Source organism: Polaromonas sp. P1_G1 (genome assembly GCF_056405595.1).
In genome coordinates this window covers 23,572-48,453 of the sequence record NZ_JBFUBU010000037.1, presented here as the reverse complement: position 1 = coordinate 48,453, position 24,882 = coordinate 23,572, and the positions used below count along the sequence as shown (strand labels likewise).

General features: G+C 64.2%; 22 protein-coding genes and 1 pseudogene. 13 read left to right on the top strand and 10 right to left on the bottom strand.

Annotated features, from left to right (window positions below):
* Positions 1 to 2 precede the first annotated feature (2 nt).
* From mmsB to AC1D1Y_RS18370, 5 genes are all read right to left on the bottom strand, one after another.
* The gene (mmsB, locus tag AC1D1Y_RS18390; RefSeq protein WP_477683584.1) at positions 3 to 1,220 is read right to left on the bottom strand and encodes a multiple monosaccharide ABC transporter permease; all 1,218 of its coding nucleotides are present in this window, start codon (positions 1,218 to 1,220) and stop codon (positions 3 to 5) included.
* A gap of 1 nt (position 1,221) precedes the next feature.
* On the bottom strand, positions 1,222 to 2,730 hold the full coding sequence (gene mmsA / locus AC1D1Y_RS18385; protein ID WP_477683618.1) for a multiple monosaccharide ABC transporter ATP-binding protein: 1,509 nt from the start codon (positions 2,728 to 2,730) through the stop codon (positions 1,222 to 1,224).
* A gap of 130 nt (positions 2,731 to 2,860) precedes the next feature.
* Positions 2,861 to 3,931 carry a multiple monosaccharide ABC transporter substrate-binding protein gene (gene chvE / locus AC1D1Y_RS18380; protein ID WP_477653914.1) on the bottom strand — a complete coding sequence of 357 codons (1,071 nt, stop codon included), beginning with the start codon at positions 3,929 to 3,931 and terminating at the stop codon, positions 2,861 to 2,863.
* Between the two features lie 62 nt (positions 3,932 to 3,993).
* Entirely contained in the window at positions 3,994 to 4,959 is a 966-nt protein-coding gene (locus tag AC1D1Y_RS18375) for an ABC transporter substrate-binding protein (RefSeq protein ID WP_477683583.1), read from the bottom strand.
* Positions 4,960 to 5,014: 55 nt separating this feature from the next.
* A complete protein-coding gene (locus AC1D1Y_RS18370; protein ID WP_477683582.1) occupies positions 5,015 to 6,466 on the bottom strand; it encodes an aldehyde dehydrogenase family protein in 1,452 nt (483 codons plus the stop codon).
* Between the two features lie 105 nt (positions 6,467 to 6,571).
* On the opposite strand from AC1D1Y_RS18370, the gene AC1D1Y_RS18365 reads away from it, so the two are divergent.
* Entirely contained in the window at positions 6,572 to 7,531 is a 960-nt protein-coding gene (locus AC1D1Y_RS18365) for a LysR family transcriptional regulator (RefSeq protein ID WP_477653917.1), read from the top strand.
* A gap of 106 nt (positions 7,532 to 7,637) precedes the next feature.
* On the opposite strand, the gene AC1D1Y_RS18360 is transcribed toward AC1D1Y_RS18365, so the two are convergent.
* A complete protein-coding gene (locus AC1D1Y_RS18360; protein ID WP_477683581.1) occupies positions 7,638 to 8,423 on the bottom strand; it encodes an SDR family NAD(P)-dependent oxidoreductase in 786 nt (261 codons plus the stop codon).
* Positions 8,424 to 8,596: 173 nt separating this feature from the next.
* Between AC1D1Y_RS18360 and AC1D1Y_RS18355 the strand changes: the two genes are divergently transcribed.
* Positions 8,597 to 9,499, top strand: coding sequence for an SMP-30/gluconolactonase/LRE family protein (locus AC1D1Y_RS18355; RefSeq protein WP_477683617.1), 903 nt, complete (start codon positions 8,597 to 8,599; stop codon positions 9,497 to 9,499).
* Positions 9,500 to 9,547: 48 nt separating this feature from the next.
* A complete protein-coding gene (locus AC1D1Y_RS18350; protein WP_477683580.1) occupies positions 9,548 to 10,474 on the top strand; it encodes an aldose 1-epimerase in 927 nt (308 codons plus the stop codon).
* A gap of 14 nt (positions 10,475 to 10,488) precedes the next feature.
* On the opposite strand, the pseudogene AC1D1Y_RS18345 reads toward AC1D1Y_RS18350, so the two are convergent.
* Positions 10,489 to 11,113: pseudogene (locus tag AC1D1Y_RS18345) on the bottom strand (IclR family transcriptional regulator).
* Positions 11,114 to 11,215: 102 nt separating this feature from the next.
* On the opposite strand from AC1D1Y_RS18345, the gene AC1D1Y_RS18340 reads away from it, so the two are divergent.
* From AC1D1Y_RS18340 to AC1D1Y_RS18310, 7 genes are all read left to right on the top strand, one after another.
* Complete coding sequence (locus AC1D1Y_RS18340) at positions 11,216 to 12,169, top strand: hydroxymethylglutaryl-CoA lyase (RefSeq protein ID WP_477683579.1); 954 nt, start codon at positions 11,216 to 11,218, stop codon at positions 12,167 to 12,169.
* Entirely contained in the window at positions 12,162 to 13,370 is a 1,209-nt protein-coding gene (locus AC1D1Y_RS18335; RefSeq protein WP_477683578.1) for a CaiB/BaiF CoA transferase family protein, read from the top strand. Before AC1D1Y_RS18340 ends, AC1D1Y_RS18335 begins: the two co-directional genes overlap by 8 nt.
* 44 nt (positions 13,371 to 13,414) lie before the next feature.
* Entirely contained in the window at positions 13,415 to 14,395 is a 981-nt protein-coding gene (locus AC1D1Y_RS18330; protein WP_477683577.1) for a Bug family tripartite tricarboxylate transporter substrate binding protein, read from the top strand.
* A gap of 93 nt (positions 14,396 to 14,488) precedes the next feature.
* Entirely contained in the window at positions 14,489 to 15,460 is a 972-nt protein-coding gene (locus AC1D1Y_RS18325; protein ID WP_477683576.1) for a Bug family tripartite tricarboxylate transporter substrate binding protein, read from the top strand.
* Positions 15,461 to 15,470: 10 nt separating this feature from the next.
* Entirely contained in the window at positions 15,471 to 16,400 is a 930-nt protein-coding gene (locus tag AC1D1Y_RS18320; protein ID WP_477683575.1) for an SMP-30/gluconolactonase/LRE family protein, read from the top strand.
* Positions 16,401 to 16,461: 61 nt separating this feature from the next.
* Positions 16,462 to 17,394 (top strand): LysR family transcriptional regulator, encoded by a 933-nt coding sequence (locus AC1D1Y_RS18315; RefSeq protein WP_477683574.1) that lies wholly within the window; start codon positions 16,462 to 16,464, stop codon positions 17,392 to 17,394.
* A gap of 37 nt (positions 17,395 to 17,431) precedes the next feature.
* The gene (locus tag AC1D1Y_RS18310; RefSeq protein WP_477683573.1) at positions 17,432 to 17,881 is read left to right on the top strand and encodes a DUF2214 family protein; all 450 of its coding nucleotides are present in this window, start codon (positions 17,432 to 17,434) and stop codon (positions 17,879 to 17,881) included.
* 3 nt (positions 17,882 to 17,884) lie between these two features.
* Here AC1D1Y_RS18310 and AC1D1Y_RS18305 read toward each other — a convergent pair whose 3' ends face one another.
* Together AC1D1Y_RS18305 and AC1D1Y_RS18300 are read right to left on the bottom strand one after the other, a co-directional pair.
* The gene (locus AC1D1Y_RS18305; protein ID WP_477683572.1) at positions 17,885 to 20,185 is read right to left on the bottom strand and encodes an O-linked N-acetylglucosamine transferase family protein; all 2,301 of its coding nucleotides are present in this window, start codon (positions 20,183 to 20,185) and stop codon (positions 17,885 to 17,887) included.
* Positions 20,186 to 20,243: 58 nt separating this feature from the next.
* Positions 20,244 to 20,876 (bottom strand): LysE/ArgO family amino acid transporter, encoded by a 633-nt coding sequence (locus tag AC1D1Y_RS18300; protein ID WP_477683571.1) that lies wholly within the window; start codon positions 20,874 to 20,876, stop codon positions 20,244 to 20,246.
* A gap of 113 nt (positions 20,877 to 20,989) precedes the next feature.
* Here AC1D1Y_RS18300 and AC1D1Y_RS18295 point away from each other — a divergent pair, with 113 nt between their 5' ends.
* Positions 20,990 to 21,910 (top strand): HTH-type transcriptional regulator ArgP, encoded by a 921-nt coding sequence (locus AC1D1Y_RS18295; protein ID WP_477683570.1) that lies wholly within the window; start codon positions 20,990 to 20,992, stop codon positions 21,908 to 21,910.
* A gap of 64 nt (positions 21,911 to 21,974) precedes the next feature.
* Here AC1D1Y_RS18295 and AC1D1Y_RS18290 read toward each other — a convergent pair whose 3' ends face one another.
* Positions 21,975 to 22,271: a PsiF family protein gene (locus AC1D1Y_RS18290; protein WP_477674922.1), complete on the bottom strand. Its 297-nt coding sequence runs from the start codon at positions 22,269 to 22,271 to the stop codon at positions 21,975 to 21,977.
* A 133-nt stretch (positions 22,272 to 22,404) separates the two neighbouring features.
* On the opposite strand from AC1D1Y_RS18290, the gene argS reads away from it, so the two are divergent.
* Both argS and AC1D1Y_RS18280 read left to right on the top strand, forming a co-directional pair.
* Entirely contained in the window at positions 22,405 to 24,090 is a 1,686-nt protein-coding gene (gene argS / locus AC1D1Y_RS18285; RefSeq protein ID WP_477683569.1) for an arginine--tRNA ligase, read from the top strand.
* 58 nt (positions 24,091 to 24,148) lie between these two features.
* On the top strand, positions 24,149 to 24,787 hold the full coding sequence (locus AC1D1Y_RS18280) for an SPOR domain-containing protein (RefSeq protein WP_477683568.1): 639 nt from the start codon (positions 24,149 to 24,151) through the stop codon (positions 24,785 to 24,787).
* The last annotated feature ends 95 nt before the right edge of the window (positions 24,788 to 24,882 follow it).

Below are 24,882 nucleotides of genomic sequence, written 5' to 3'. Positions count from 1 at the left end.
GTTCATGCCTTGTTCTTGTTGTAGACGTCGACAAACACGGCGGCCAGCAGCACCACGCCCTTGATGACCTGCTGGTAGTCGATGCCTATGCCCAGGATGGACATACCGTTGTTCATCACGCCCATCACAAACGCGCCTATCACCGCACCCATGACCTTGCCGACGCCGCCCGAGGCCGAGGCCCCGCCGATGAAACAGGCGGCGATAACGTCGAGCTCAAAGCCCAGGCCGGCTTTGGGCGTCGCGGTATTCAGGCGCGCGGCGAACACCAGGCCCGCCAGCGCCGCCAGCACGCCCATGTTCACAAAGGTGTAGAAGGCCAGGCGCTCGGTCTTGATGCCCGAAAGCTTGGCGGCCTTTTCGTTGCCGCCCAGCGCGTAGACGCGCCGCCCGATGGTGGTGCGGCCCGTGATGAAGTGGAACAGGAAAATCAGTGCGGCCATCACGATCAGCACATTGGGCAGACCCCTGTAGGAAGCCAGCAGGTAGCTGAAATAGATCAGGAGGGCCGAGAACATCGCCGTTTTGACGAAGAAAATGGCGGCGGGCTCGGCCTGGATGCCGTGCTTGAGCTGCTTGGCCCGCGCGCGTATGCCGGCCACGGCGAGCACGGCGGCCAGCGCCACGCCCAGCAGCAGCGAGGTCATGCGCAGGCCGTCGGTGCTCAGCAGGTCGGGCATGAAACCCGAGCTGAGCATCTGGAATGAATCGGGGAAGGGGCCGACCGACTGGCCTTGCAGCAGTGCCAGCGCCAGCCCCTTGAATACCAGCATGCCGGCCAGCGTGACGATAAAAGAGGGGATGCGGAAGAAGGCAACAAACCAGCCCTGAACCCCGCCTATCAGCGCGCCGCAGAGCAGGCACACCAGCGAGGCCGGCACAAAATGCCAGCCGTACTCCACCATCAGCACGGCCGCCAGCGCGCCTATGAAGCCGCACACCGAGCCGACCGAGAGGTCGATATGGCCCGCCACGATCACCATCAGCATGCCCAGCGCCATGATGACGATGTAACTGTTCTGCAGGACCAGGTTGGTGAGGTTGAGGGGCTGCATGAGCGTGCCCTCGGTCATGTACTGGAAGAACGCCATGATGGCCACCAGCGTGATCAGCATGCCGTACTCGCGGAAGTTGTGCTTCAGGTAGTCGAGCGGTGATTTGTCGCTTGCAGCGGCGGCTTTTGCGGCAATCGCGGTGGTGTTGGAAGACTCGTTGTTCATTTCAGCTTGCTTTCATGATCGCGCGCATGATCTTTTCCTGGGAGGCCTGGGCCGTCGGCATCTCGGCGATGAAGCGGCCTTCGTTCATGACGTAGATACGGTCCGTCATGCCCAGCAATTCAGGCATTTCCGAGGAAATCATGATGATGCATTTCCCTTCGGCCGCGAGCTGGGCCATCAGGGTGTAAATCTCGTACTTGGCGCCTACGTCGATGCCGCGCGTGGGCTCGTCGAGGATGAGCACTTCGGGGCTGGTGAACAGCCATTTCCCGAGCACCACTTTTTGCTGGTTCCCGCCCGAGAGGTTGAGGACTTTCTGGCCGACGCTTGAGCACCGGATGCGGAGTTTTTCGCGGTAGCTTTGCGCGACCTGGTATTCGCGGCCGCTGTCGATGACGGCGGCGCTTGAGACGCCTTTGAGGTTGGCCAGCGAGACGTTGAACTGGATGTCTTCGCTGAGCACCAGGCCGTTGCCTTTGCGGTCTTCGGTCACATAGGCCAGGCCGTGGCGGACGGCTTTCTCCACGGTGCCCACATCGACAGGCTGGCCGTTGAGCAGAACCTGGCCGCTGATGCGGCGCCCCCATGAGCGGCCGAAGATGCTCATGGCAAGTTCCGTGCGCCCCGCGCCCATGAGCCCGGCAATGCCGACGATTTCACCGCGCCGCACCTGCAGGTTGACGCCCTTGATGAATTGCCTGTCCGTGTGCAGCGGGTGGTAGACGTTCCAGTCGCGCACTTCAAACACGGTTTCACCGATTTGCGGCTGGCGCGGCGGGTAGCGGTCGGCCATCTCGCGGCCCACCATACCGCGGATCACGCGGTCTTCGCTGATGGGTTCGGCGGCGCGGCAGTCCAGCGTTTCCACGGTGCTGCCGTCGCGCAGGATGGTGATGGCGTCCGCCACGCGTGAAATTTCGTTGAGCTTGTGTGAAATGAGGATGCAGGTGATGCCCTGGCCCTTGAGCTCCAGCAACAGGTCAAGCAGCGCCTGGCTGTCGCCTTCGTTGAGGCTGGCAGTCGGTTCGTCGAGGATGAGCAGCTTGACCTGCCGTGACAGGGCCTTGGCGATTTCCACCAGCTGCTGCTTGCCCACGCCGATGTCCGTGATCAGTGTGGCGGGCGACTCCTTGAGGCCGACTTTTTTCAGCAGCGCCTGCGTCTTGCTGTGCGCGGCCATCCAGTCGATCACGCCGCGCTGCGCGGTCTCGTTGCCGAGGAAGATGTTCTCGGCAATGGACAGCAGCGGCACCAGCGCCAGTTCCTGGTGGATGATGATGACGCCCAGCTGTTCGCTGTCGTGGATACCGAGGAAGCGGCGCTCCTGTCCTTCGTAAACAATGTCGCCGCTGTAAGAACCGTGCGGGTAGACACCGGAAAGCACCTTCATCAAGGTCGACTTGCCGGCGCCGTTTTCACCGACGATGGCGTGGATCTCCCCGGCGCGCACGCGCAGGTTGACCTTGTTCAGCGCGACAACCCCGGGAAAGGTTTTGCGGATGTCGCGCATCTCGAGAATCGTTTCCAATGCCTGTCCTTTTGGTACAAAAATCGCTCCAAAGGTGATTGGCACCCATGGGCGTAAACAGTCCCGTGCCCCCAGGGCACGAGACCGTCGTGCTTTCAAGCCTCAACCAGGGTTACTTGATTTGCGACTCTTTGTAGTAACCGCTACCAATCAGAACCTGGTTCCAGTTGGAGGCATCCACAGCCACCGGCTTCAGCAGGTAAGAGGGCACCACCTTCACGCCGTTGTTGTACGTTTTGGTGTCATTGATCTCGGGTTGTTTGCCGGACAGCATGGCGTCCACCATGTTGGCCGTGACCTTGGCCAGCTCGCGCGTGTCCTTGAAGACGGTCGAGTACTGCTCACCTTTCAGGATGGACTTCACCGAAGGAATTTCGGCGTCCTGCCCGCTGACCACCGGGCAAGGCTGCTGCGCTGAGCAATAGCCGACGCCTTTGAGCGAAGACAGGATGCCGATGGACAGGCCGTCATAGGGCGACAGGACCGCGTGGACTTTGTCCTTGCCGTAATAGGCCGACAGCAGGTTGTCCATGCGCGCCTGCGCGACCGCACCGTCCCAGCGCAGCGTGCCGACCTTGTTCATGCCCATTTGCTTGCTGCGCACCACCAGCTTGCCGCTGTCGATATAGGGCTTGAGCACGCTCATGGCACCGTCGTAGAAGAAGAAGGCGTTGTTGTCGTCGGGCGAGCCGCCGAAGAGTTCAATGTTGAAAGGACCCTTGCCCTGCTTCAAGCCCAGCTTGTCGACGATGGAAGTGGCTTGCAGCACGCCGACCTGGAAGTTGTCGAAGGTGGCGTAGTAATCCACGTTCTTCGAGCCCTTGATCAGGCGGTCATAGGCGATGACCTTGACACCCTTGTCGGCCGCGTTTTGCAGGGCCTTGGACAAGGTGGTGCCGTCGATGGACGCGATCACCAGGACCTTCACGCCCTTGGTGATCATGTTCTCGATCTGGGCAAGCTGGTTCGGGATGTCGTCGTCGGCGTATTGCAGGTCGGTCTTGTAGCCGCGCTCCTTGAGCACCTTGACCATGTTGTCGCCGTCGGCAATCCAGCGGGCCGAGGACTTGGTCGGCATCGAGATGCCGATGCTGCCCTTGTCCTGCGCGTAGGCAAGCGGCGCGATGCCCATGGCGCCCAGAACCAGGCCGGCCAGCAATGTCTTCAGAAAAGTACGCTTCATTAAATGTCTCCTAGAGTGTTATGAATAATTCTTCAGTATCCGTGCGCTGTTGCAGGCACAAATCAGTATTTACGCTTGGGGAACTCTTTGGCTGCTACTTCCATCGGAAAAATCCCCTCTTCGGTAACGATACGTTTCTGAACCGGCTTGCCGGCCTTGATGTCCTTGACCGCGGCCATCAGTTGCGGGCCCAGCAAGGGGCTGCATTCCACCGACACATTGAGCTTGCCGGCCATCATGGCCTCAAAAGCGCCCTTGACGGCATCGATCGAAATGATGGTGATGTCCTTTGCCGGCTTCATGCCCGCCTCTTCAATCGCCTGGATCGCGCCTATGGCCATGTCGTCGTTGTGCGCGAAGAGCACATTGATCTTCTTGCCTTCGGCCTTGAGGAAGGCTTCCATCACTTCCTTGCCTTTGGCCCGGGTGAAGTCGCCCGTCTGCGAACGGATGATCTTGAACTTCGGGTCGGCCTTGATGATTTCTTCAAAACCTTTTTTGCGGTCGATGGCCGGTGCGGAGCCCACGGTTCCCTGCAGCTCGACGATATTGACCTGGCCGGTGGTGCCCTTCATTTTCTCGACCAGCCAGCGGCCTGCCTTGCGGCCTTCTTCCACAAAATCGGAGCCCATGAAGGAGACATACAGCGAGGTGTCCTTGACGTTGACGGAGCGGTCGGTCAGGACCACCGGAATCTTGGCGGCCTTTGCCTCGCGCAAAACGGTTTCCCAGCCCGACTCCACCACGGGCGAGAACGCGATCACGTCCACTTTTTGCGCGATGAAAGAGCGGATCGCCTTGATCTGGTTTTCCTGCTTTTGCTGCGCATCGGAGAACTTGAGTTCGATGCCGGAGTCTTTGGCGGCCGATTTGATGGATTCGGTGTTGGCGGTGCGCCATTCGCTCTCCGCGCCCACCTGGCTGAAGCCCAGCACGATGGGTTTTTGCGCCCAGGCCGAAGCCGGCAGCAAGCCGGCAAGAGGGGCGCACGCGAGCGCGGCGGCGAGGGTACGGCGATTGATCTTCATGTTGTCTCCTTTGGTTGAAATTGAACTGACAGCTCTCCCGTGATCTTCATACGGCTCAGGCCAGCACGTAGCCGGTCTTGACCGTGGTGTAAAACTCCGCGGCGTAACGGCCTTGCTCGCGCGAGCCGTAGCTGGATCCCTTGCGCCCGCCGAAGGGCACGTGAAAGTCGACACCCGCCGTGGGCAGGTTCACCATGGTCATGCCGACTTCGGCGTGGCGCTTGAAATGCATGGCGTGCTTGAGGGAGCTTGTGCAGATGCCGGCGCACAGGCCGAAAGGCGTGTCGTTGGCCAGGGCCAGCGCGTGTTCAAAGTCATCGGCCTGCAGCACGCATGCGACGGGCCCGAAAATCTCTTCGCGCGCGATGCGGTGCTCGGGCCGGGCCAGGAAAAGCGCCGGGTTCATGTAATGCCCCGGTGTCGGGCGTTCGAGCAGTTCGCCGCCCCAAACATGCTCGGCGCCCTCATTGCGCCCTATCTCCAGATACGATTGATTCAGGTCAAGCTGGCCCTGGTCGACCACGGGGCCCATTTCAATACCTTGTTCCAGCGCGTGGCCCACCTTGAGCGCGGCGATGCGGTGGCGCAGCCGAGCGACGAAGGCGTCATGCACGGGCGCCTCCACGATGAGGCGGCTGGACGCGGTGCAGCGCTGGCCCGTCGAAAAATACGAACCCTGCACAGCGCATTCGACGGCCCGGTCAAGGTCGGCATCGGCCAGCACCACCAGCGGGTTTTTGCCGCCCATTTCAAGCTGCACCTTGGCGCGGCGCGCGGCGGCGGACTGGAGAATGCGTTCGCCGGTCGACACCGAGCCTGTGAAGCTCAGCGCATGGACCAGGGGATGGTCGACCAGCGTTTGCCCGACTTCCCGGCCGCTGCCCATGACAAGGTTGAACACGCCCGCGGGCAAGCCGCAGCGGCTAATGATTTCCGCCAGCGCCCATCCGCAGGTGGCGACCAGCTCGGCCGGCTTGAAGACCACCGTGTTGCCATAGGCCAATGCGGGTGCGATCTTCCAGGCCGGGATCGCCAGCGGGAAATTCCACGGCGCGATGATTCCCACCACGCCGACGGGTTCACGTGTCACGTCGACCTGGATACCGGGCCGCACCGATGCCATGGTCTCGCCCTGCACGCGCAGCGCTTCCCCCGCGAAAAACTTGAAGATCTGGCCGGCCCGCGCCGCTTCGCCCACACCTTCGGGCAATGTTTTTCCTTCTTCCCGCGCCAGCAGCATGCCCAGCTCATCCTTGCGCGCCAGGATCTCGCTGCCTATCTGGTCGAGTACGTCAGCGCGGCGCTGCGGGGTGCTGTGGCTCCAGTGCGGCAAGGCCTCGGACGCGGCCCGGATGGCGAGTTCGGTCTGGTTGCGGTCGGCACGCGCGTATTCGCTCACCACCTCCCGGGTATCCGAGGGATTGGTGCTGGTGCCTGTTGTTGTGCCGGTTTCCCAGCGCCCGTTGATGTAATGCCGGGCGCTTTGCTGCAGCTCGCCGAATTTCATGAAAGCCTCGTTTTTTGTCACGCTGCAGTCTATGATTCATTTTGATATCGATCTAATCGTTTTTTTGACAAAATAGATATCGTTCTACGCATTCTGGAAAACCCGATGAGTACTTATAACCACTGGTTCATACGCGCGCGGCTCAAAACCCGGCAATTGCTGCTGCTGGTGGCGCTCGCCGAAGAAGGCAACATTCACCGCGCGGCGCAGGTCCTCAGCATGACGCAGCCGGCCGCGTCCAAGCTGCTCAAGGACCTGGAAGATGTGCTGGAAGTCCCGCTGTTCGAGCGCCTTCCGCGCGGCATGCGGCCGACCTGGTATGGCGAGACCATGATCCGCCACGCGCGCATGGCGCTGGCCAGCCTGAACCAGGCGCACGACGAGCTCACCGCGCTCAAAACCGGGCACTTCGGCCATGTCGGCATCGGCGCGATCACCTCGCCGGGGCTGGCCTTGCTGCCCTCGGCGGTCGCCGTGGTCAAACAGGAGCACCCGAGCCTGCGCATCTCGCTGGACATCGAAACCAGCCCGGTCCTGCTGGAGCGGCTGGAGCAAGGCAGGCTGGACATCCTGGTGGCACGCCTGTTTGCCGAGCACGACAAGACGAATCTGCGCTATGAGCCCCTGGTCGAGGAACCGGTCTGCGCCATGGCCAGGCCGGGGCATCCGCTGCTGGGCGTGTCGGGCCTCACCCTGCGCGACGTGGTGGCGGCCGCCTGGATMGTGCCGCCTGCGGGCAGCGTGCTGCGGCACCGGTTCGAACTGATGTTCCAGGAAGACGGGCTGGCGCCGCCGATCAACGTGGTCGAGTCCTCAGCGCTGCTTTTCATCACGCGCATGCTGCAGCAAAGCGACATGGTGGCCGTGGTCGCGGCCGACGTGGCGCGGTATTACGCCGCGCACGGCCTCGTCTCGGTGCTGCCGCTGGACATGCCCTGCCACATGGACGCCTTCGGCATCATCACCCGCACCGACCGCCTGCCTTCGCCCGCCGCGAAAGTCATGATGAAGGCGCTGAAGACGGCCAGCTTCACGCTGTATGGACGCAAGTTGGAGGCGGACTAAAACCCGCGCTGCTCAGACCAGAGACACCGCGGAACCGGCTTTGCCGGGCCGCCAGTGTCGCCCCCTTGAGGGTGGGGGTGCCGAAGGCGCTTCGGGGAGGGCCGGACTAAACCCAGCCGGCATCCACCTTGAACTCCTGCGCCGTGCACATGGCGGCGTCGTCGGAGGCCAGGAACAGCACCATGCGGGCGATGTCGTGGGGCAGCAGTTTGTCGGGCAGGCACTGGTTGCGCTCGAGTTCCTTCTCGCCTTCGGCATTCAGCCAGAGCTCGATCTGCCGCTCGGTCATGACCCATCCCGGCGATACGGTGTTGATGCGGATGCGATCGCGGCCCAGTGTTTTCGCGAGACCGCGCGTCAGGCCGTTCACCGAAGACTTGGCGATGGCGTAGCACGGGTAACCGGTGCCCTTGCCCTGCCAGCCGGTGGAACCCAGATTGATGATGGAGCCGGCGCCCAGCCGCTGCATGCCCGGCACCACCGACTGGATCGCAAAAAAAGCCGGCCGCTCGTTGATCGCGATGCGGTCGTCATAGTAGGCGGGGGTCACGGACTCCAGGCTGTGGCGGTCATCGCTGGCAACGTTGTTGACCAGCACCGAGAAATCGCCCAGTGCGCCCGCCGCCTCGGCGATGGCAGCCTGCAGGGCGGCCACGTCCCGCACGTCGCAAGCGCGCCACCACGGGCGGGTGTGCCCCGCATCCGCGAGCTGCTGCGCAAGCGCTTCGCTGGCCTCCTTGGCGACATCAATAAAGCCAACGCGCGCGCCCTGTTGCGCGAACGCCGTCACGATGGCGGCGCCTATGCCGCTTCCTCCGCCGGTGACAAACACCGAGCGCTGGTTCAGGCTGGGGAAGACAGACAGGATGCCGGCGGCGGGCGCGGTGCGCATGGGAAGGGAGCTGGAAATGTTTGACATTGCAATTTATGTATCAATGAATTTATAAATAATAAGTTTTCAACATCACTATGCATTGATATTATCCATCGCGTCAAGAAAAAAAGGCTGCGGTGCTCAACGCCGGCCCGCAACAACAGGGGACATCAGTGACATCGATTCTGGACATGCCCACGACCCTGGCGGTGCCCGACAGGGCGCATTGCGTTCATCCGGCCGGGGCCCTGCTCGGTGAAGGCACGCTGTGGTCGCCGCGCGAGCAGTCCCTGTACTGGGTGGACATCCTTGGGCGCCGCCTGCACCGCTTCCGCCCGGCCACCGGCGCGCGTAGCAGCTGGTCTTTTGACGAGGAAATTTCCGCGCTGGCCGAGCGGGCTTATGCGCCCGGCCTGATCGTGACCCTGCGGCACGGCTTCGCGCTGTTTGATCCCGCGTCGAACACCGCGCCGACCTACCTGCACCAGCCCGAAGCCGACTTGCCGGGCAATCGCTTCAATGACGGCAAGTGTGATGCGCAAGGCAGTTTCTGGGCAGGGACCATGGACTTTGATTGCACGGCCCCGACCGGCGCGCTGTATCGCTACGACCCCGACGGCCGATGCACGCGCCATGATGAAGGTTTTGCGGTGACCAACGGCCCCACCTGGTCCGTCGACGCGCGCACCCTGTATTTCAACGACACGGTCAACGGCCGTATTTATGCCTATGACTTCGATACCGGAGCCGGCAGCTTGTCGAACAAACGGCTCTGGCTGGCCTTTGCGCCGGGTGACGGCGTGCCCGACGGCATGACCACCGATGCCGCGGGCCGCCTGTGGATTGCCCACTGGGGCGGCGCCTGCGTCAGCTGCCATGACCCGGTCACCGCGCGGGAGCTGTGCCGCGTGCCGCTGCCGACAAGCCATGTGACCAACTGCGCCTTTGGCGGGCCGGACATGCGCACGCTTTTTATCAGCACCGCCCGGACCGGGCTCACGCCCGAACAGCTCGCCGACCAGCCGCTGGCCGGCGGCCTGTTCGCGGTGGCCATGGAAAGCCCGGGCCTGCCCGCAGGTTTGTTCGGCGGCTGATGGCATGGACGACAGCACCATGGACTACCCCAACCGTGAAAGATCGCCATGACTGATTCCGCGCATCCCGTTGTCTGGCTGCGCCACGCCGGCCAGCGCCTGGGGCTGCTGCCCTCGCTGGGCGGCAGCGTGGCCGCCTGGCAACTTGAGCGCCCGCAAGGGCCGCTGGACCTCTGGCGGCCCTGGGACGGCAAAACAGAAGACCTCTACCAGACCGCTTCGTTTGCCATGGTGCCCTGGTCCAACCGCATCAGCAGTGGCGGCTTCACGCATGCCGGGCAGTTTCACGCGATGCGGCCCAACCGCAAAGGCGAACCCTATCCCATCCATGGCGACGGCTGGCTGCAACCCTGGCAGCTTTCGCAGCCGGCCGCCGACACCCTGGTGATGACGCTGGTGTCGTATGGCTTCGATGGCAACCCGTATGACTACGAAGCCGTGCAGACTTTCCGGCTGGTAGACGGCGGGCTGGACCAGCGGGTACAGGTGCGCCACCTGGGCGTCACGCCGCTGCCCTACGGCCTGGGCGTGCACCCCTGGTTCCCCCGCACCCCACAAACGCGGATTAGCGCGCCTGTGCAAGGTGTTTGGCTCTGCGGCGACGATCCGCTGCCGATTGGGCACACGACGGACTTTCCGGCCGGCTGGAACCTGAACGAAGGCGCGCCGGCCAACGGCCCGCTCATCGACAACGGCTACACCGGCTGGGGCGGCGAAGCCCGCATCAGCTGGCCCGAGCTGGGCCTGCAACTCACGGCCCGCATGCCGGACTTCGAGGAAGACGGCGGCGCGGCGCAGCACTTTTGCCTGGTCTACCGGCCGCCGCAGGGCCCCGCGTTTTGTTTTGAGCCGATCACGCAGCCCATCGATGCCTTCCACCTGCCGGGGCAACCCGGCCTGCGTGTGCTGGGGCCCGGGGAGCAGTTTTCGCTCAACATTCAGTGGCGCATCGAAGGCGCGGCCACGCGGGGCTGAACCGGCACAGACCCTTAAACCTGGCCTGTCAGGCGGCGGGCGGCTTCAAGTACCGGCTTGACATGGGTTTCGCTGTAACGGTTGGCAGGCATGGTCAGCGTCACCGCGCCCGCCAGTATGCCGTCGGCCCTGAACACCGGCGCTGAAATGCCGGCCACCTCGGCCAGCCGGTCGCCAACAGCCGTGTAGTAACCCTGTTCGCGGATCCTGGCGTAAAGCTGGTGGTCTTTTCGTGCGGCGGCCCTTGCCCTCCCGGTGTCGAACGCGATCAGGATGCGGGCGCCCGTACCGCGATCAGCGGGCAGCAGGTCACCGGCCCGGATGTGGTCGCGGATCGGCTGCGGCGAGTCCACGCGGTACAGGCACAGGCGCGCCTCGCCCTGGCGCACGTGGTAGGCCGCGCTTTCGCCGGTAGCCGCGACCAGCTCGCGCAGCACCGGCAGCACCACGCGGTCCAGCGAAAACGAAGCGGCGTACACCGCGTTGAGGCGCGCCACCTCATTGCCCAACCCGTAGCTGCCGTCGTCCAGGCGCTGTACCAGGCGCGCGTGCTCAAGCGAGGGCGCGTCCCCCCGGGCCCGCGCCGCCGGGGGCGGCATCGCTGTCGGCGAGGGATTCGATCTGGGCTTTGCGGGGCATGGCACCTTTCAAGGCTTGCGCGCCGCGCGGCTTGACAAGCCGGCGCTTAACGCGGAACATTTCATTAGAAAGAACTACGTTCCATCTTACAGAACATCAAGCATGAACACAAGCCCCGCCCACTTTACCCGCCCGGACGTGCTGGTCAGCGAAGTCGGCCCGCGCGACGGCCTGCAGTCGGTCAAAGCCGTCATGCCGACGGCCTACAAACTTCGCTGGATCACAGCCCTCTACGATGCCGGCCTGCGCGAGATCGAGGTCGCATCGTTCGTGCCGGCCAGATTGCTGCCGCAGATGGCCGACGCGGCCGAGGTGGTGCGGCACGCCCTCACCTTGCCGGGCCTCACGGTCATGGCGCTGGTGCCCAATCTTCGCGGCGCGCAGGCGGCTCTGGCGGCCGGCGTGCACAAACTGACGCTGCCGGTGTCGGCCAGCGCCGCGCATTCGCTGGCCAATGTGCGCAAGACGCGCGAAGAGATGGTGGAGGAAGTGCGTGCCATTGCGGCGCTGCGCCGCGATACCGCGCCGCAGGTGAAGGTCGAGACCGGCATTTCCACCGCCTTCGGCTGCACCTTGCAGGGCGAGGTCGCCGAGGATGACGTCATCCGCCTGGCGGCCCAGTGCATTACCGCGGGCGCCGACGAAGCTGGCCTGTCGGACACCACGGGTTATGCCAATCCAGCGCAGGTCAGGCGCCTGTTCAGGCGGCTGCGCGCGGAGATCGGCGAACACGCCGGCGCCGCGCATATGCACAACACGCGCGGCCTTGGCCTGGCCAACTGCCTGGCCGCCTATGAGGAAGGCGTGCGCACCTTCGATGCCTCGCTGGGCGGCCTGGGCGGCTGCCCCTATGCGCCGGGCGCGTCGGGCAATGTGGTCACCGAGGACCTGGTCTTCATGTTCGAGGCCATGGGTGTTTCGACCGGCGTGGACCTGGGCCGGCTGATGGCCGCGCGCGAGCCGCTGCGGGCCGGGCTGCCGGGCGAGGCGATTTACGGCATGACACCCGAGGCGGGCTTGCCCAAGGGTTTTGTACAGGGAGGTACGCATGCCTGAAGCCGATTCCACAGCCAGGCCCCTGCCCTATGCGGGGCTGCGTGTCGTCGAGTTCACCCACATGGTCATGGGGCCGACCTGCGGCATGCTGCTGGCCGACCTGGGCGCCGAGGTCATCAAGGTCGAACCGATTGCCGGGGACAACACCCGCAAGCTGATCGGCTCGGGCGCGGGATTTTTTCCCATGTTCAACCGCAACAAAAAAAGCATCGCCGTCGACCTGCAGAAACCCGAAGGGCGTGAGCTGGTGCTCAAGCTCATCGCGACGGCCGATGTGGTCAGCGAGAACTTCAAGCCCGGCACCATGAAAAAGCTGGGCCTGGACTACGCCAGCCTGTCGCGACTCAACGAGCGCTTGGTTTACGTGAGCCACAAAGGTTTCCTGCCCGGCCCTTACGACCACCGCACCGCACTCGACGAGGTGGTGCAGATGATGGGCGGCCTGGCCTATATGACGGGACGCGCCGGCGACCCGCTGCGCGCCGGCAGCAGCGTCAACGACATCATGGGCGGCATGTTCGGTGCCATTGGCGCCATGGCCGCACTGGCCGCGCGCGAGAAAACGGGGAAAGGCCAGGAAGTGCAGTCCGCGCTGTTTGAAAACAACGTCTTCCTGGTGGCGCAGCACATGATGCAGTTCGCCGTGACCGGCCAGCCGGCCGCACCCATGCCCAGCCGCATTTCGGCCTGGGCGGTTTACGACGTGTTCACGGTCCGGGACGGCGAGCAGATTTTCCTGGCTGTCGTGAGCGACACGCAGTGGGCGGTTTTCTGCGAGGCCTTCGGCCTGCAGGATCTGCGCGCCGACCCGCGCCTGCAAAGCAACAACGACCGCGTGCGCGCGCGCGATTGGCTGATGCCGCTGCTGCGCTCGCACCTGGCCGGGCATAGCGCCGCCGAACTCGGCGCCGTGTTTGAAATGCATGCGCTGCCCTTCGCGCCCATCACCCGGCCGCAAGACCTGTTCGAGGACCCGCACCTCAAGGCCACCGGCGGGCTGGCGCCCATCACCCTGTGCGACGGCGAGCGCGCGGGGCAGGTGACGTCCACCGTGCTGCTGCCGCTCACGCTGGGCGGTGAGCGCCCCGGCGTGCGCATGAACCCGCCCCGGCTGGGAGAACACACGCAGGAACTGCTGCGGGAGCTGGGCTATGCCGACGACGCCATTGAGGGCTTGAAGGCCGCCGGCGTCACACGCTGAGCATTTCAAAGCAAAAAAACACAACAACATCAACGGAGACAAGATTGAACAAAAAACTGAAAACGGTTTTGCTGGCCGCGGGCCTGGGCCTCGTCCAGCTCACGGCATGGGCGCAAACCACCTGGCCGGCCAAACCCATCCGCATCGTCGTGCCCTTCCCGGCGGGCGGGCCGACCGACATCACGGCGCGTGTCGTGGGGCAGGCCATCGGCGAGTCGCTCAAGACGCCCGTGATGGTGGAAAACAAGGCGGGCGGCCACGGTTTCATTGGTGTGGGCGAGGCTGCCAAGGCGCCGGCGGATGGCTACACCCTGATGATGGCCAGCATAGGGACCATGGCCATCAACCCCCGGCTGCACGAGAAGATTCCCTACGACGCCAACAAGGATTTCGCGCCGGTGTCCCTGGTGGTGACCGTGCCCATCGTGGTGGTGGCAAATCCGCGGGTGCTGCCGGTGGGCACCCTGCCGGAACTCGTCGCGCAGCTCAAGGCCAATCCCGGCAAGGTCAATTTCGCGTCGGCCGGCAACGGCGGCTCCTCCCATCTGGTGCCCGAGTACTTCAAGTACCGCACGGGCACTTTCATGACGCATGTTCCCTATAAGGGTTCGGGCCCCGCCATCAGCGACGTGGTGGCGGGCCAGGTGCAGCTGATGTTTGACACCCTGCTGACCAGCACGCCTTTTGTGAAAAGCGGCAAACTCAAAATGCTGGGCGTCACCACCGCGCAGCGCCTTCCGCAATATCCCGACGTGCCGACGGTTGCGGAAGCCCTCAACATGAAGGACTTCGAGGCCTCGTCCTGGTATGCGCTTTACGCGCCCGCCGGCACGCCGCCCGACATCGTCAAGCGACTGTCCGCCGAGGTGGATGCGGCGCTCAAACAGCCTGCGGTGGCAAAACGCCTGACGGATTTGGGTGCCATACCTGTCGGCGGCCCACCGGAGAAGCTGGCCGCGTTCCAGCGTGCCGAGCAGGAGAAATGGGGCAAGGTGATCCAGATGGCAAAAGTCAAGCCGGATTGAGCCGTCCTGTTCAGCGCCCCCCGGCTGGACGAACCCAGCCACACGACGTCCATATCAATATCAATATCAATATCAATATCAACGGAGACAAGCATGAACAAAAACCTGAAAACCATTTTCGTCGTTGCCGGCCTGGGCCTCGCCCAGCTTCCGGCATGGGCGCAAAGCGCCTGGCCTGAAAAGCCGGTGCGCATCATCGTGCCCTATGCGCCCGGCGGCACCACCGATTACGCGGCGCGGCAGATCGCGCAAAAACTCACCGAGCAGACCAAGCAATCGTTTTACGTCGAGAACAAGGCCGGCGCCAGCGGCACCATAGGCACGGACCTGGTGGCCAAGGCCGCGCCCGACGGCTATACCCTGCTGACCAACGACACCACCTATGCCATGCTGCCCTCGCTGTTCAGCAAGCTGCCCTGGGACCATGCCAACGGCCTGGTGCCGGTGACAACCATCGCACAGACACCCGTGGTACTGGTGGTGGGCGTGAATTCGCCCTACAAGACGCTGGCCGAGCTGCTGGCTTTCGCGCAGAAAAATCCCGGCAAGCTCAATTTCGGCTCGGGCGGCCCCGGCAGCTCCACTCACCTGTCGGCAGAACTGCTGAAGAAGGAAGGCAAGCTCTTCATGACGCACATTCCCTACAAAGGCGCCGGCGAGGCCATGCTGGCTGTGGTGTCGGGCCAGGTCGATGTGCTGGTGACCGCCAGCCCGACGGCGATCCCGCAGGTCAAGGGCGGCAAGCTGCGCGCACTGGCCATCACCGGCGACAAGCGCCTGCCCAGCCTGCCCGACGTGCCCACCTTCAAGGAAGCGGGCCTGCGCGGCTACACGGTCACCAACTGGTTCGGCCTGGTGGCGCCCAAGGGCACACCGCCCGAGGTTGTCAACAAGCTGCAGGCGGAAGTCAAAAAAGCGCTGGCCGACCCGGCCCTGCGCGAGCGCCTGACACAGCAGGGCGCGCAGCCCGGCGGCATTTCGCCGGCAGACTTTGCCGGCTTCATCAAGCAGGAAACCATGATCTGGGGCGCTGTGGCCAGGCTGGCCGGCGTGAGACCCGAGTAAGCGTCGCAACATGTGGAACCTCTCGTTCACGCCGCCGCAAATCATTGAAGCCCGGGTCCTGACCCGCCTGCCGGACAGCATGCGCCAGCCCCGGCCCACGGCCTGGGTGGACGCCAACAAACCCGGCCACGTCATGGACAGCTTCCTGGAAGGCCCGGCCTTCGACCGCGCCGGCAACCTTTACCTCACCGACATTCCCTACGGCCGCATCTTCCGCGTCAGCCCCGATCTGCAATGGACGCAGGTCGCGCAGTACGAGGGCTGGCCCAACGGCCTGGCCGTGCACCAGGACGGCAGTGTCTGGATCGCCGACTACCAGCGCGGCATCCTCAGGCTGGACCCGGCCACGGGCCGTGTGGACACGCTGCTGGGCCACCGCAACAGCGAAGCCTTCAAGGGCGTGAACGACCTCACCTTCGACGCGCAAGGGCAGTGCTATTTCACCGACCAGGGGCAGACCGGCCTGCACGACGCCACGGGCCGCGTCTACCGGCTGTGCGAAAACGGCCAGCTTGACCTGCTACTGGGCAACGCGCCCAGTCCCAACGGCATCGTGCTGAGCGCCGACGGCAAGGTGTTGTTTGTCGCCGTGACGCGCGGCAATGCGGTGTGGCGCGCGCCGCTGTTACCCGACGGCTCCATTTCCAAGATGGGCGCCTTCCAGACCTTCTTCGGCGCCAGCGGCCCCGACGGCATGGCGATGGACGTGGAGGGCCGGCTGGTCGTCGCGCATGCCAGCCTGGGCGGCGCTTTTGTGCTCAATGCGCGCGGCGAGCTGACCCATTTCGTGCGCAGCCCCGTGGGCGCGACCGTCACCAATGTCGCCTTCCGGCCGGGCACGCGCGAGCTGCTCATGACGGAATCACAGACCGGCAGCGTGCTGACGGCGGAGCTGCCTGCGCAAGGCCAAGCCTTGTATTCGCACGGCACATCAAAATAGACGACGGAATAAGCAGGGATTCTCTGTTGATTACTGACATTCATGCGCATAATGAATGGGCATGGACAAACTCAAGCAGCTGGAATCCTTTGTCTCGGTGGTGGCGCGCGGCAGCCTGACGGCGGCCGCCAAATCCGAGGGCGTGGCCCCAGCCATCATGGGGCGGCGGCTGGATGCGCTGGAAGAGCGGCTGGGCGTGAAGCTGCTGGTGCGCACCACCCGGCGCATCGCGCTCACGCATGAAGGCAGCGCCTTCCTCGAGGACTGCCAGCGCCTGCTGGCCGACCTGGCCAACGCCGAAGCCAGCGTGTCGGCCGGCGGCGTCAAGGCCAGCGGCCATTTGCGCGTCACGGCGCCGGCGGGCTTCGGGCGGCGCCACGTCGCGCCGCTGGTGACCCGCTTCCGCGAGCAGCATGCCGACGTCACCATCTCGCTGAACCTCAGCGACCGCGTGGTGGACCTGGCGGGCGAAGGCTTTGACTGCGCGGTGCGCGTGGGCGACCTGCCCGATTCATCATTGGTCAGCGTGCGCATGGCCGACAACCGGCGCCTGTGCGTGGCCACGCCGCGCTACCTGAAAACCCACGGCACGCCGCAGCACCCCAGCGAACTGGCGCGCTTTGACTGCCTCACGCTGTCCAGCGACGCCTCGCAAACACGGGGCTGGGCCTTCCAGGTGGGCGGCGAGCTGATGCACCTCAAACCAGGCGGGCCCCTCGATTGTTCCGACGGCCAGGTCCTGCACGACTGGTGCCTGGCCGACTGCGGCATCGCCTGGCGCAGCACCTGGGAGGTCGAATCGGAGATCGCCGCCGGCCGGCTGACGGCGGTGCTGGAAGACTTCGCCGCGCCGCCCAACGGCATTTACGCGGTGTTCCCGCAGCGCAAGCATTTGCCGCTGCGGGTGCGCCTGTGGGTAGACTTCCTGAAGCACCACTACAGCCAGGCGGAGTTCTGGCGCACCCCGGCAGCCCCCGCCATCCCCAAAGCCTGACCATCCCAAACCGACGAGACTGAAAAAGGATCTTCCGATGACTCTCGAATCCCTCTTGGCCTATGCCCACCTGCTGGCCATCCTCACCATGGTGGTTTTTCTCGCGAGCGAAGCGGCGCTGTGCCGCGTCGAATGGCTGAACGCCGCCGTGGTCGAGCGGCTCGGCAAGATCGACATGGTGTACGGCATCTCCGCGGGCCTGGTCCTGCTGACCGGCCTGGCGCGCGTGTTCCTGGGCAGCAAGGGCGCGGCCTGGTATGCCCACAACCCCCTGCTCTATTTGAAGCTGGCGATGTTCCTGGTGATAGGCCTGGTCTCGATCAAGCCGACCCTGATGTTTGTGCGCTGGCGGCGCGCCCTGCGCGCCAGCGGCGCCCTGCCCGACGCGCCGGAGATCAAGAAAGCGCGCCGGCTGGTGATGGTGCAGGCGCACATCCTGCCGTTTATTCCGCTGGCGGCGGTATTCCTGGCACGGGGTTTTGGTTAAGGCCTAAGGCAGGGAGGGGACCGCAAAACTGGCCGGCGCCTCCCCACGCTGGCTCCGTTCCCACATCAATGTGTACGCGGACTCCATGTGGGCACAAAAGCGCTTCGTGTCGAACAGCGGATATTCAGACCGGTTACGCGATAGCCTCGCACGAATATCGGACAGCAGGTCCGCAGACCTTGCCAGCTTGAGGGCCAAGGCCTCATAGTCCGCCAGGCTTTCAGTGATCAGTTCCGGCAACCCCACCGCATTCAACAAACTGGCGGCCACCCGGCCAGGAAATGTCGTGCCCATACAAGTCAGAACGGGCAGCCCGGCCCACAAGGCATCGCTGGCAGTGGTATGCGCGTTATAGGGAAGTGTGTCCAGAAACAAATCCGCCAGTTTGTGCCGCGCCAGGTGCTTGTCCAGCTCGACCCGCGGCGCAAAGACCAGCCGTTCCGCTGCGACGCCGCGTCGCAGTGCCTCGGAGCGCAGGTTCCGCGCGACGGCGGTATTGTCTTCGAGCAGCCACAATACGCTGCCGCCGACCCCGGCCAGCAGGCGCATCCAGACGTCGAATACATCGGGCGTGATTTTGTAGTTGTTGTTGAAGCAGCAAAAAACAAAACCAGACGCCGGCAAGCCGCATTCCGCCCGGCCAGGCGTTGTTTTTGCAATCTGCCGCTGCGCATCGTTGGACTGGTAGCTGTCCGGCAGCCGGACTACTTTTTCAGAATAAAAAACCTCGTGCTCAGCGGGAATGACATGACGGTCCGCAAGGATGTAGTCGACATGATCCACGCCCATGCTTCCGGGAAAGCCCAGGTAATTGACCTGAACAGGCGCAGGCCTGTGGGCCAGAATTCCCGGCCGGCCATCCGTGGTGAATCCTTTCAGGTCAACCGCGATGTCGATTTCCATTTCCCTGAGCAAAGCGGCCGCTTCCCGGTCGCTCTTTGTTCGAACGTCGACAAACCGGTCAAACGAACGCAACAGGCGCTGGCGCATGGCCCCCCGGGAATCAGGGCCAAACGACAGCGCGACGATCTCAAAGCGTTCGTGATCATGAAGTTCAAACAGTTCAGCCATCAAATAAGCGGTGGCATGGTCATGAAAATCCGCGGAAAGATAGGCCACCCGAATCCTGTCATGCGCATGGCGCTCACCGTTCCACAAGGGCCTGTCCGAGGGCGGGCACGCCTCGCCGGCATGTGTCCGCGCGCACTGCAACAGCGCGGCCGCTGACGCTGTCGCCGCCAGCAGCGTGAATGGCTCGGCGGCTTTTTTCCCCGCCATGACCGCACTGTTCAATCGCTCCAGGTCCGACGCATACTGCGACCAATCACACGAATGCCTTTTCGAGCCAATCAGGTTTCCGATGGCATGGGGATATTCCGGCTCGATGTCGATCAATCGCGCAAAGGCACGTGCGGCGTCATCGTGCCGGCGCAAGCAACCCAGCATCGCGCCAAGATTCCCCAAGGCATCCGCATGCCGCGGCTCCAAGGCCAATGCCTGCTGAAAGGCCGCCAACGCCTCTTCATGCCGGTCCAGCCCTCCAAGCGCAATGCCGCGGTTGTTGAATGCCTCCGCGGAGTTCGGGTTCAGGGCGACCAGCTTGTCATAACTCGCCAACGCATCCTCAAACCTGTTGGACCTGCGGAACACATCTCCCAGCCGGCCATGAACCTGCGCATGATCCGGTTGAAGCTTCAACGCTGCCTGAAAACAATGAATGGCCCGCTCCAGATCGTTCTCGTACGCATACAGGCTGCCGAGCTGCGCGTGAAGATCCATCATCTCCGGGTATGCGGCAATTCCCTTGAGGGCAATTTCCTTGGCACGCCCGATTTGCCCGCTTTCCACCAGCATCTGGCACAAATCGCCATATACAAGCTCGAAGTCCCGCTTGAGGTCGAGCACCCGAACGAAGTTTTCTATGGCGATCTCTGTTTTGCCCTGCCTTTTGGCCATCAAACCGAGAAAATAAAAAGCGTCAGCCTGTCCCGGGTTGATGTCCAGGCTCCGCTGGAGCGCATGCTCCGCTTCTTGATAACGCTGTTGTTCACTGAGGGCGAACCCAAGATTGAGGCAGGCATCAGCGTCCTGCGGGTTGAGGGCAATCGCTTCACGGTAGCTGCTTGAGGCCTCGTCCAGCTTACCTTCAGCAAGAAAGGCATTTCCGCGACGCCTGAGGATATCGCCCGGCGGTGTTTGATCGATTGCCGTCGATGTGCCGTGCGCACCTTCCAGTGCTTTAACAGGGCTCGCCTGCTTCCCTGCATCGACGACGGCTTGCCTCAACCAATTGAACACCCCCATACGCTTCCTATTTATGACCAGGGACTCACACTGTATCGTGCGCAGTGCGCCTCACCTTTTAAAGCAGGCCGCGCACCAGCCAGAACGCCGTGCCCCACATCATCAGCGCGACCAGCAAATCCATGGCGCGCCATACCGCCGGTGAATTGAGCCGTCGCCCCACGCACCACAAGGCGACACCCAGGCCGGTAAACCACAGCAGCGAACCGGTGATGGCGCCCAGGCCGAAGACCGCGTTGTCGGGCTGCGTATAGGCCAGCGAGGCCGTGCCTATCACCACCGCCGTATCCAGCCAGGCATGGGGATTGAGCCAGGAAAGCGCCAGCGCCAGGCCGATGGCCTTGCGGCGCGAAATGGCCTGGTCGGCGAGCGGCGCGCCGTCGGCCGCCTGCGGCGCCGGCTGCAAAAAGCGCCGCATCGCCTGCGCGCCATAAACCATCAGCACCAGCGCGCCCGCGCCCGTCATCGCGCCCAGCAGTTTGTCGGACAGGCCGCCCAGTTGCGCCAGCCCCATCACGCCCAGGCCGATAAGCGCCACGTCTGTCAGCACGCAGACGGCGACCGTGAGCCACAGGTGCTGGCGCAGCAGGCCCATGCGTATCACGTGGGCATTTTGCGGGCCTATGGCCATGATCAGCGACAGGCTCAGGACCATACCGGTCAGGAAAGCGGGGGCGGCAAGGGGGTTCATGGCGGTTCTTTGAGTAGATGTCGGTTCTGTACGCAGTGTCCCGCAAAGTCGATAATGCTTAAACAAAGTTAACTAAAACTAGCTTTGATCAATTAATACTTGATGAATCAACCATGCTCGACGCCCGACAACTGGACGCCCTGGCCGCCGTGATCGAACACGGCAGCTTCGGCGATGCCGCCAAAGCCCTGAGCCTGACACTGGCCGCCGTGTCCCTGCGCATCAAATCGCTGGAAGACGCGCTGGGCCAGCGCCTGCTGGTGCGGGGCAAGCAGGTGCGCGCCACGCCGGCCGGCCAGGCACTGCTCGGCCATGTGCGGCAACTGCGGCTGATGGAATCCGATTTACTGGCGGGCCTGCAGGGCGGCGGCAAGGCCGGGCGCCTGCAAAGCCTCAGCGTGGCGGTGAATGCGGATTCCCTGAGCAGCTGGTTTTTACCGGGCGTGGCGCCGGTGCTGCATGAGCATGGCCTGCTGCTGGACGTGGTGGTGGACGACCAGGACCACACCCACGATGCGCTCAAAAGCGGTGACGTCACCGGCTGCGTGACCACGCTGGCCCAGGCCATGCGCGGCTGCGTGGCCGAGCCGCTGGGCGTGATGCGCTACCGCTGCATGGCCTCGCCGGCGCTGGTTGCGCAGTGGAGCGAGCCCGCAGTAGGCAAGGCGGCGGGACCGAATCGCCTGGCCCACCGCCTGCTGGCCAGCCCGGCCGTGATCTTCAACCGCAAGGACGCGTTGCAGGACGCCTTCCTGGCGCAGCACTTCAAGCTGCGTGATGCGCTCTACCCGCGCCACTTCGTGCCGGCCGTCGATGCCTTCGAGCTCGCGCTGGAACTCGGCATGGGCTGGGGCATGGTGCCCGACATCCTGCTGGCGGCGCGCACCCACCGCCCGCCGCTGCAGGAAGTGTTGCCGGGCTGCGCGGTCGATGTGCGGCTGTATTGGCAGCACTGGGCGCGCGAACCGCTGGCGGCGCAGCGGCTGACGCAGGCCGTCAAGCAGGCGGCGAAGCAGCAGTTGCTGCAGGATTGACGCGGGCAAAAAAACAGCCTGCCGGGTCGTCCCCGGCAGGCTGCCGTGCTGAAGCTGGGCTGGTTTACTTGCTCAGGCACTCTTTCATGAAGGCCTTGCGCTCGTCGCCTTTTTTGCCCTTGGCGTCGGCGTTGCAGGTTTTCATCTTGGTTTGCTGGGTGGGTGCCGCGGCCTTGGCGCTCAGGCATTCCTTCATGAAGGCCTTACGCTCATCGCCCTTCTTGCCCTCGGCGTCCTTGTTGCAGGTGCCCATCTTGGTCTGCTGCGCGGTCTTGGCGGGAGCGTCCGCGGCATGCGCCACCGGAGACAGAATGGCGGCGGCGGCAAATGCGAAGGCGGTCAGGGATAACAGCTTTTTCATGATGGCTCCATGGGTTGGGAATCGGGATTGAGTTCCGGCTGGAATTCCAACACATAACGCCGGGCCGGGCAAATTCGATGACCGGGTATCTGCGGGCCCCAGGCGGCGCATGGCTTAACCGTAAAATCAGACGATGCTCTCGATTAAAAAAGACCTGCTCACGGCCCTGGCCGCGGGCCTGGAAGAACTTTCCACCGGCGCGGGCGACAAGGCCGCGTTTGAATCCCCCAAGGTTGCGGCCCACGGCGACCTCGCCTGCACGGCCGCCATGCAGCTGGCCAAGCCGCTCAAACTGAATCCGCGCCAGGTCGCCGAAAGCCTGCGCGCCATCTTGCTCAAGGCCCCGGCTTTCGAGCGCTGGGTGGACGCCATCGAGATCGCCGGCCCCGGCTTCATCAACATCCGCCTCAAGCCCGCCGCCAAACAGGAAACCGTGCGCGAGGTGCTGCAGGCCGGCGTCGCCTACGGCACGCAAGCCGAGAGCAGCGGGCGGCGCATGATCGTCGAGTTCGTCTCGGCCAACCCGACCGGACCGCTGCACGTGGGCCACGGCCGGCAGGCCGCGCTGGGCGACGCGATCTGCAACCTCTTCGCCACCCAGGGCGCGCAGGTGTGGCGCGAGTTCTATTACAACGACGCGGGCGTGCAGATCCAGACCCTGGCCGCCAGTACCCAGGCGCGCGCCAAGGGCCTCAAGCCCGGCGACGCCGGCTGGCCCGAGTCAGCCTACAACGGCGACTACATCGCCGACATCGCGGCCGACTTCCTGGCGAAAAAGACGGTCAGCTCGGACGACCGCGAATTCACCGCCTCGGGCGACGTGGAAGACATGGACTCGATACGCCAGTTCGCGGTGGCCTACCTGCGCCACGAGCAGGACCTGGACCTCAAGGCCTTCTCGGTGAAGTTCGACAACTATTACCTCGAGTCCAGCCTGTACAGCTCGGGYCGCGTCGACGCCACCGTGGCCAGACTGAAGGATGCCGGCAAGACCTATGAGCAGGACGGCGCGCTGTGGCTGAAGTCGACCGACTACGGCGACGACAAAGACCGCGTGATGAAAAAGAGCGACGGCAGCTATACCTACTTCGTGCCCGACGTGGCCTACCACCTGGCCAAATGGGAGCGCGGCTTCGGCAAGGCGATCAACATCCAGGGCATGGACCACCACGGCACCATCGCCCGCGTGCGCGCCGGGCTGCAGGCCGCCGGCGAGGACATCCCCCAGGGCTACCCCGACTACGTGCTGCACACCATGGTGCGCGTGATGCGCAACGGCGAGGAGGTCAAGATCTCCAAGCGCGCCGGCAGCTACGTCACCCTGCGCGACCTGATCGAATGGACCAGTGCCGACGCCGTGCGCTTCTTTCTGCTCAGCCGCAAGCCCGACACCGAATACATCTTCGACATCGACCTGGCGCTGGCCAAGAACAATGAGAACCCGGTGTACTACGTGCAGTACGCGCACGCGCGCATCTGTTCCATCCTCACCACCTGGGCCGGCCAGGGCGGCGACGAAGCCAGCCTGAAGTCTGCCGACCTGTCGGCGCTGGACAGCCCACAGGCCCAGGCACTGATGCTGCTGCTCGCCAAATACCCCGAGATGCTGGCCAACGCAGCAGCCGGCCTGGCGCCGCACGACGTGGCGTTTTACCTGCGCGAGCTGGCCGCGAACTACCACAGCTACTACGATGCCGAACGCATCCTGGTCGATGACGAGGCCGTCAAGCGTGCCCGGCTGGCACTGGTCGCGGCGACCGCGCAGGTGTTGCACAATGGCCTCGCGGTGCTGGGCGTGAGCGCCCCGCGCAAGATGTAATGCAGACACGCGTTAGCACCCTAATTTTCAGGACAAGACAATGAACGTGGGCAAGGGAATGAACACTCAAAAAGGCGGAACCCTGCTGGGTTTGGTGATTGGCGCCTTGATCGGCCTGGGCGCCGCGCTGGCCGTGGCGGTCTACATCACCAAGGTGCCCGTGCCTTTCATGAACAAAAGCCAGGCACGCAGCCCCGACAGCGATGCCGCGGAAGCCAARAAGAACAAGGACTGGAACCCGAACGCGCCGCTGGCCGGCAAGAACCAGCCCAAGCCGCCGGCGCCTGCCCAGGGCCCCGCCGAAACGCCCAGCGTCGCCGTTCCCGACCCGTCCGCCGGCCCCAAGGCCGCCGCCTCGGCGCCCGCCAAAACCGCCGCCAAGCCCGCACCCGCGGCCGATCCGCTGGGTGACCTGGCCAAAGCCAAGGTCGAAGGCCTGTCGTCCAGCCCGGGCGTGGACCCTTTCAGCTACTTCATCCAGGCCGGCGCCTTCCGCACGCCCGAAGATGCCGAACAGCAGCGCGCCAAGCTGATGCTGCTGGGCATGCAGGCCAAGGTTACCGAGCGCGAACAGGCCGGCCGCACCGTGTACCGCGTGCGCCTCGGGCCTTTCGACAAAAAGGAAGACGCCGACAAAGCCAAGGAGCGGCTGGACAACAATTCCATCGAAACCGCCCTGGTCCGCGTGCAGCGCTGACGATAGGCTGAACTTTTCACGAGGCTGGTGTACAAACCCCTGTGCCCCGCACCCTGAGGGCCGCCGTCCGGAGGGGCGGCTTACCCACCATTTCT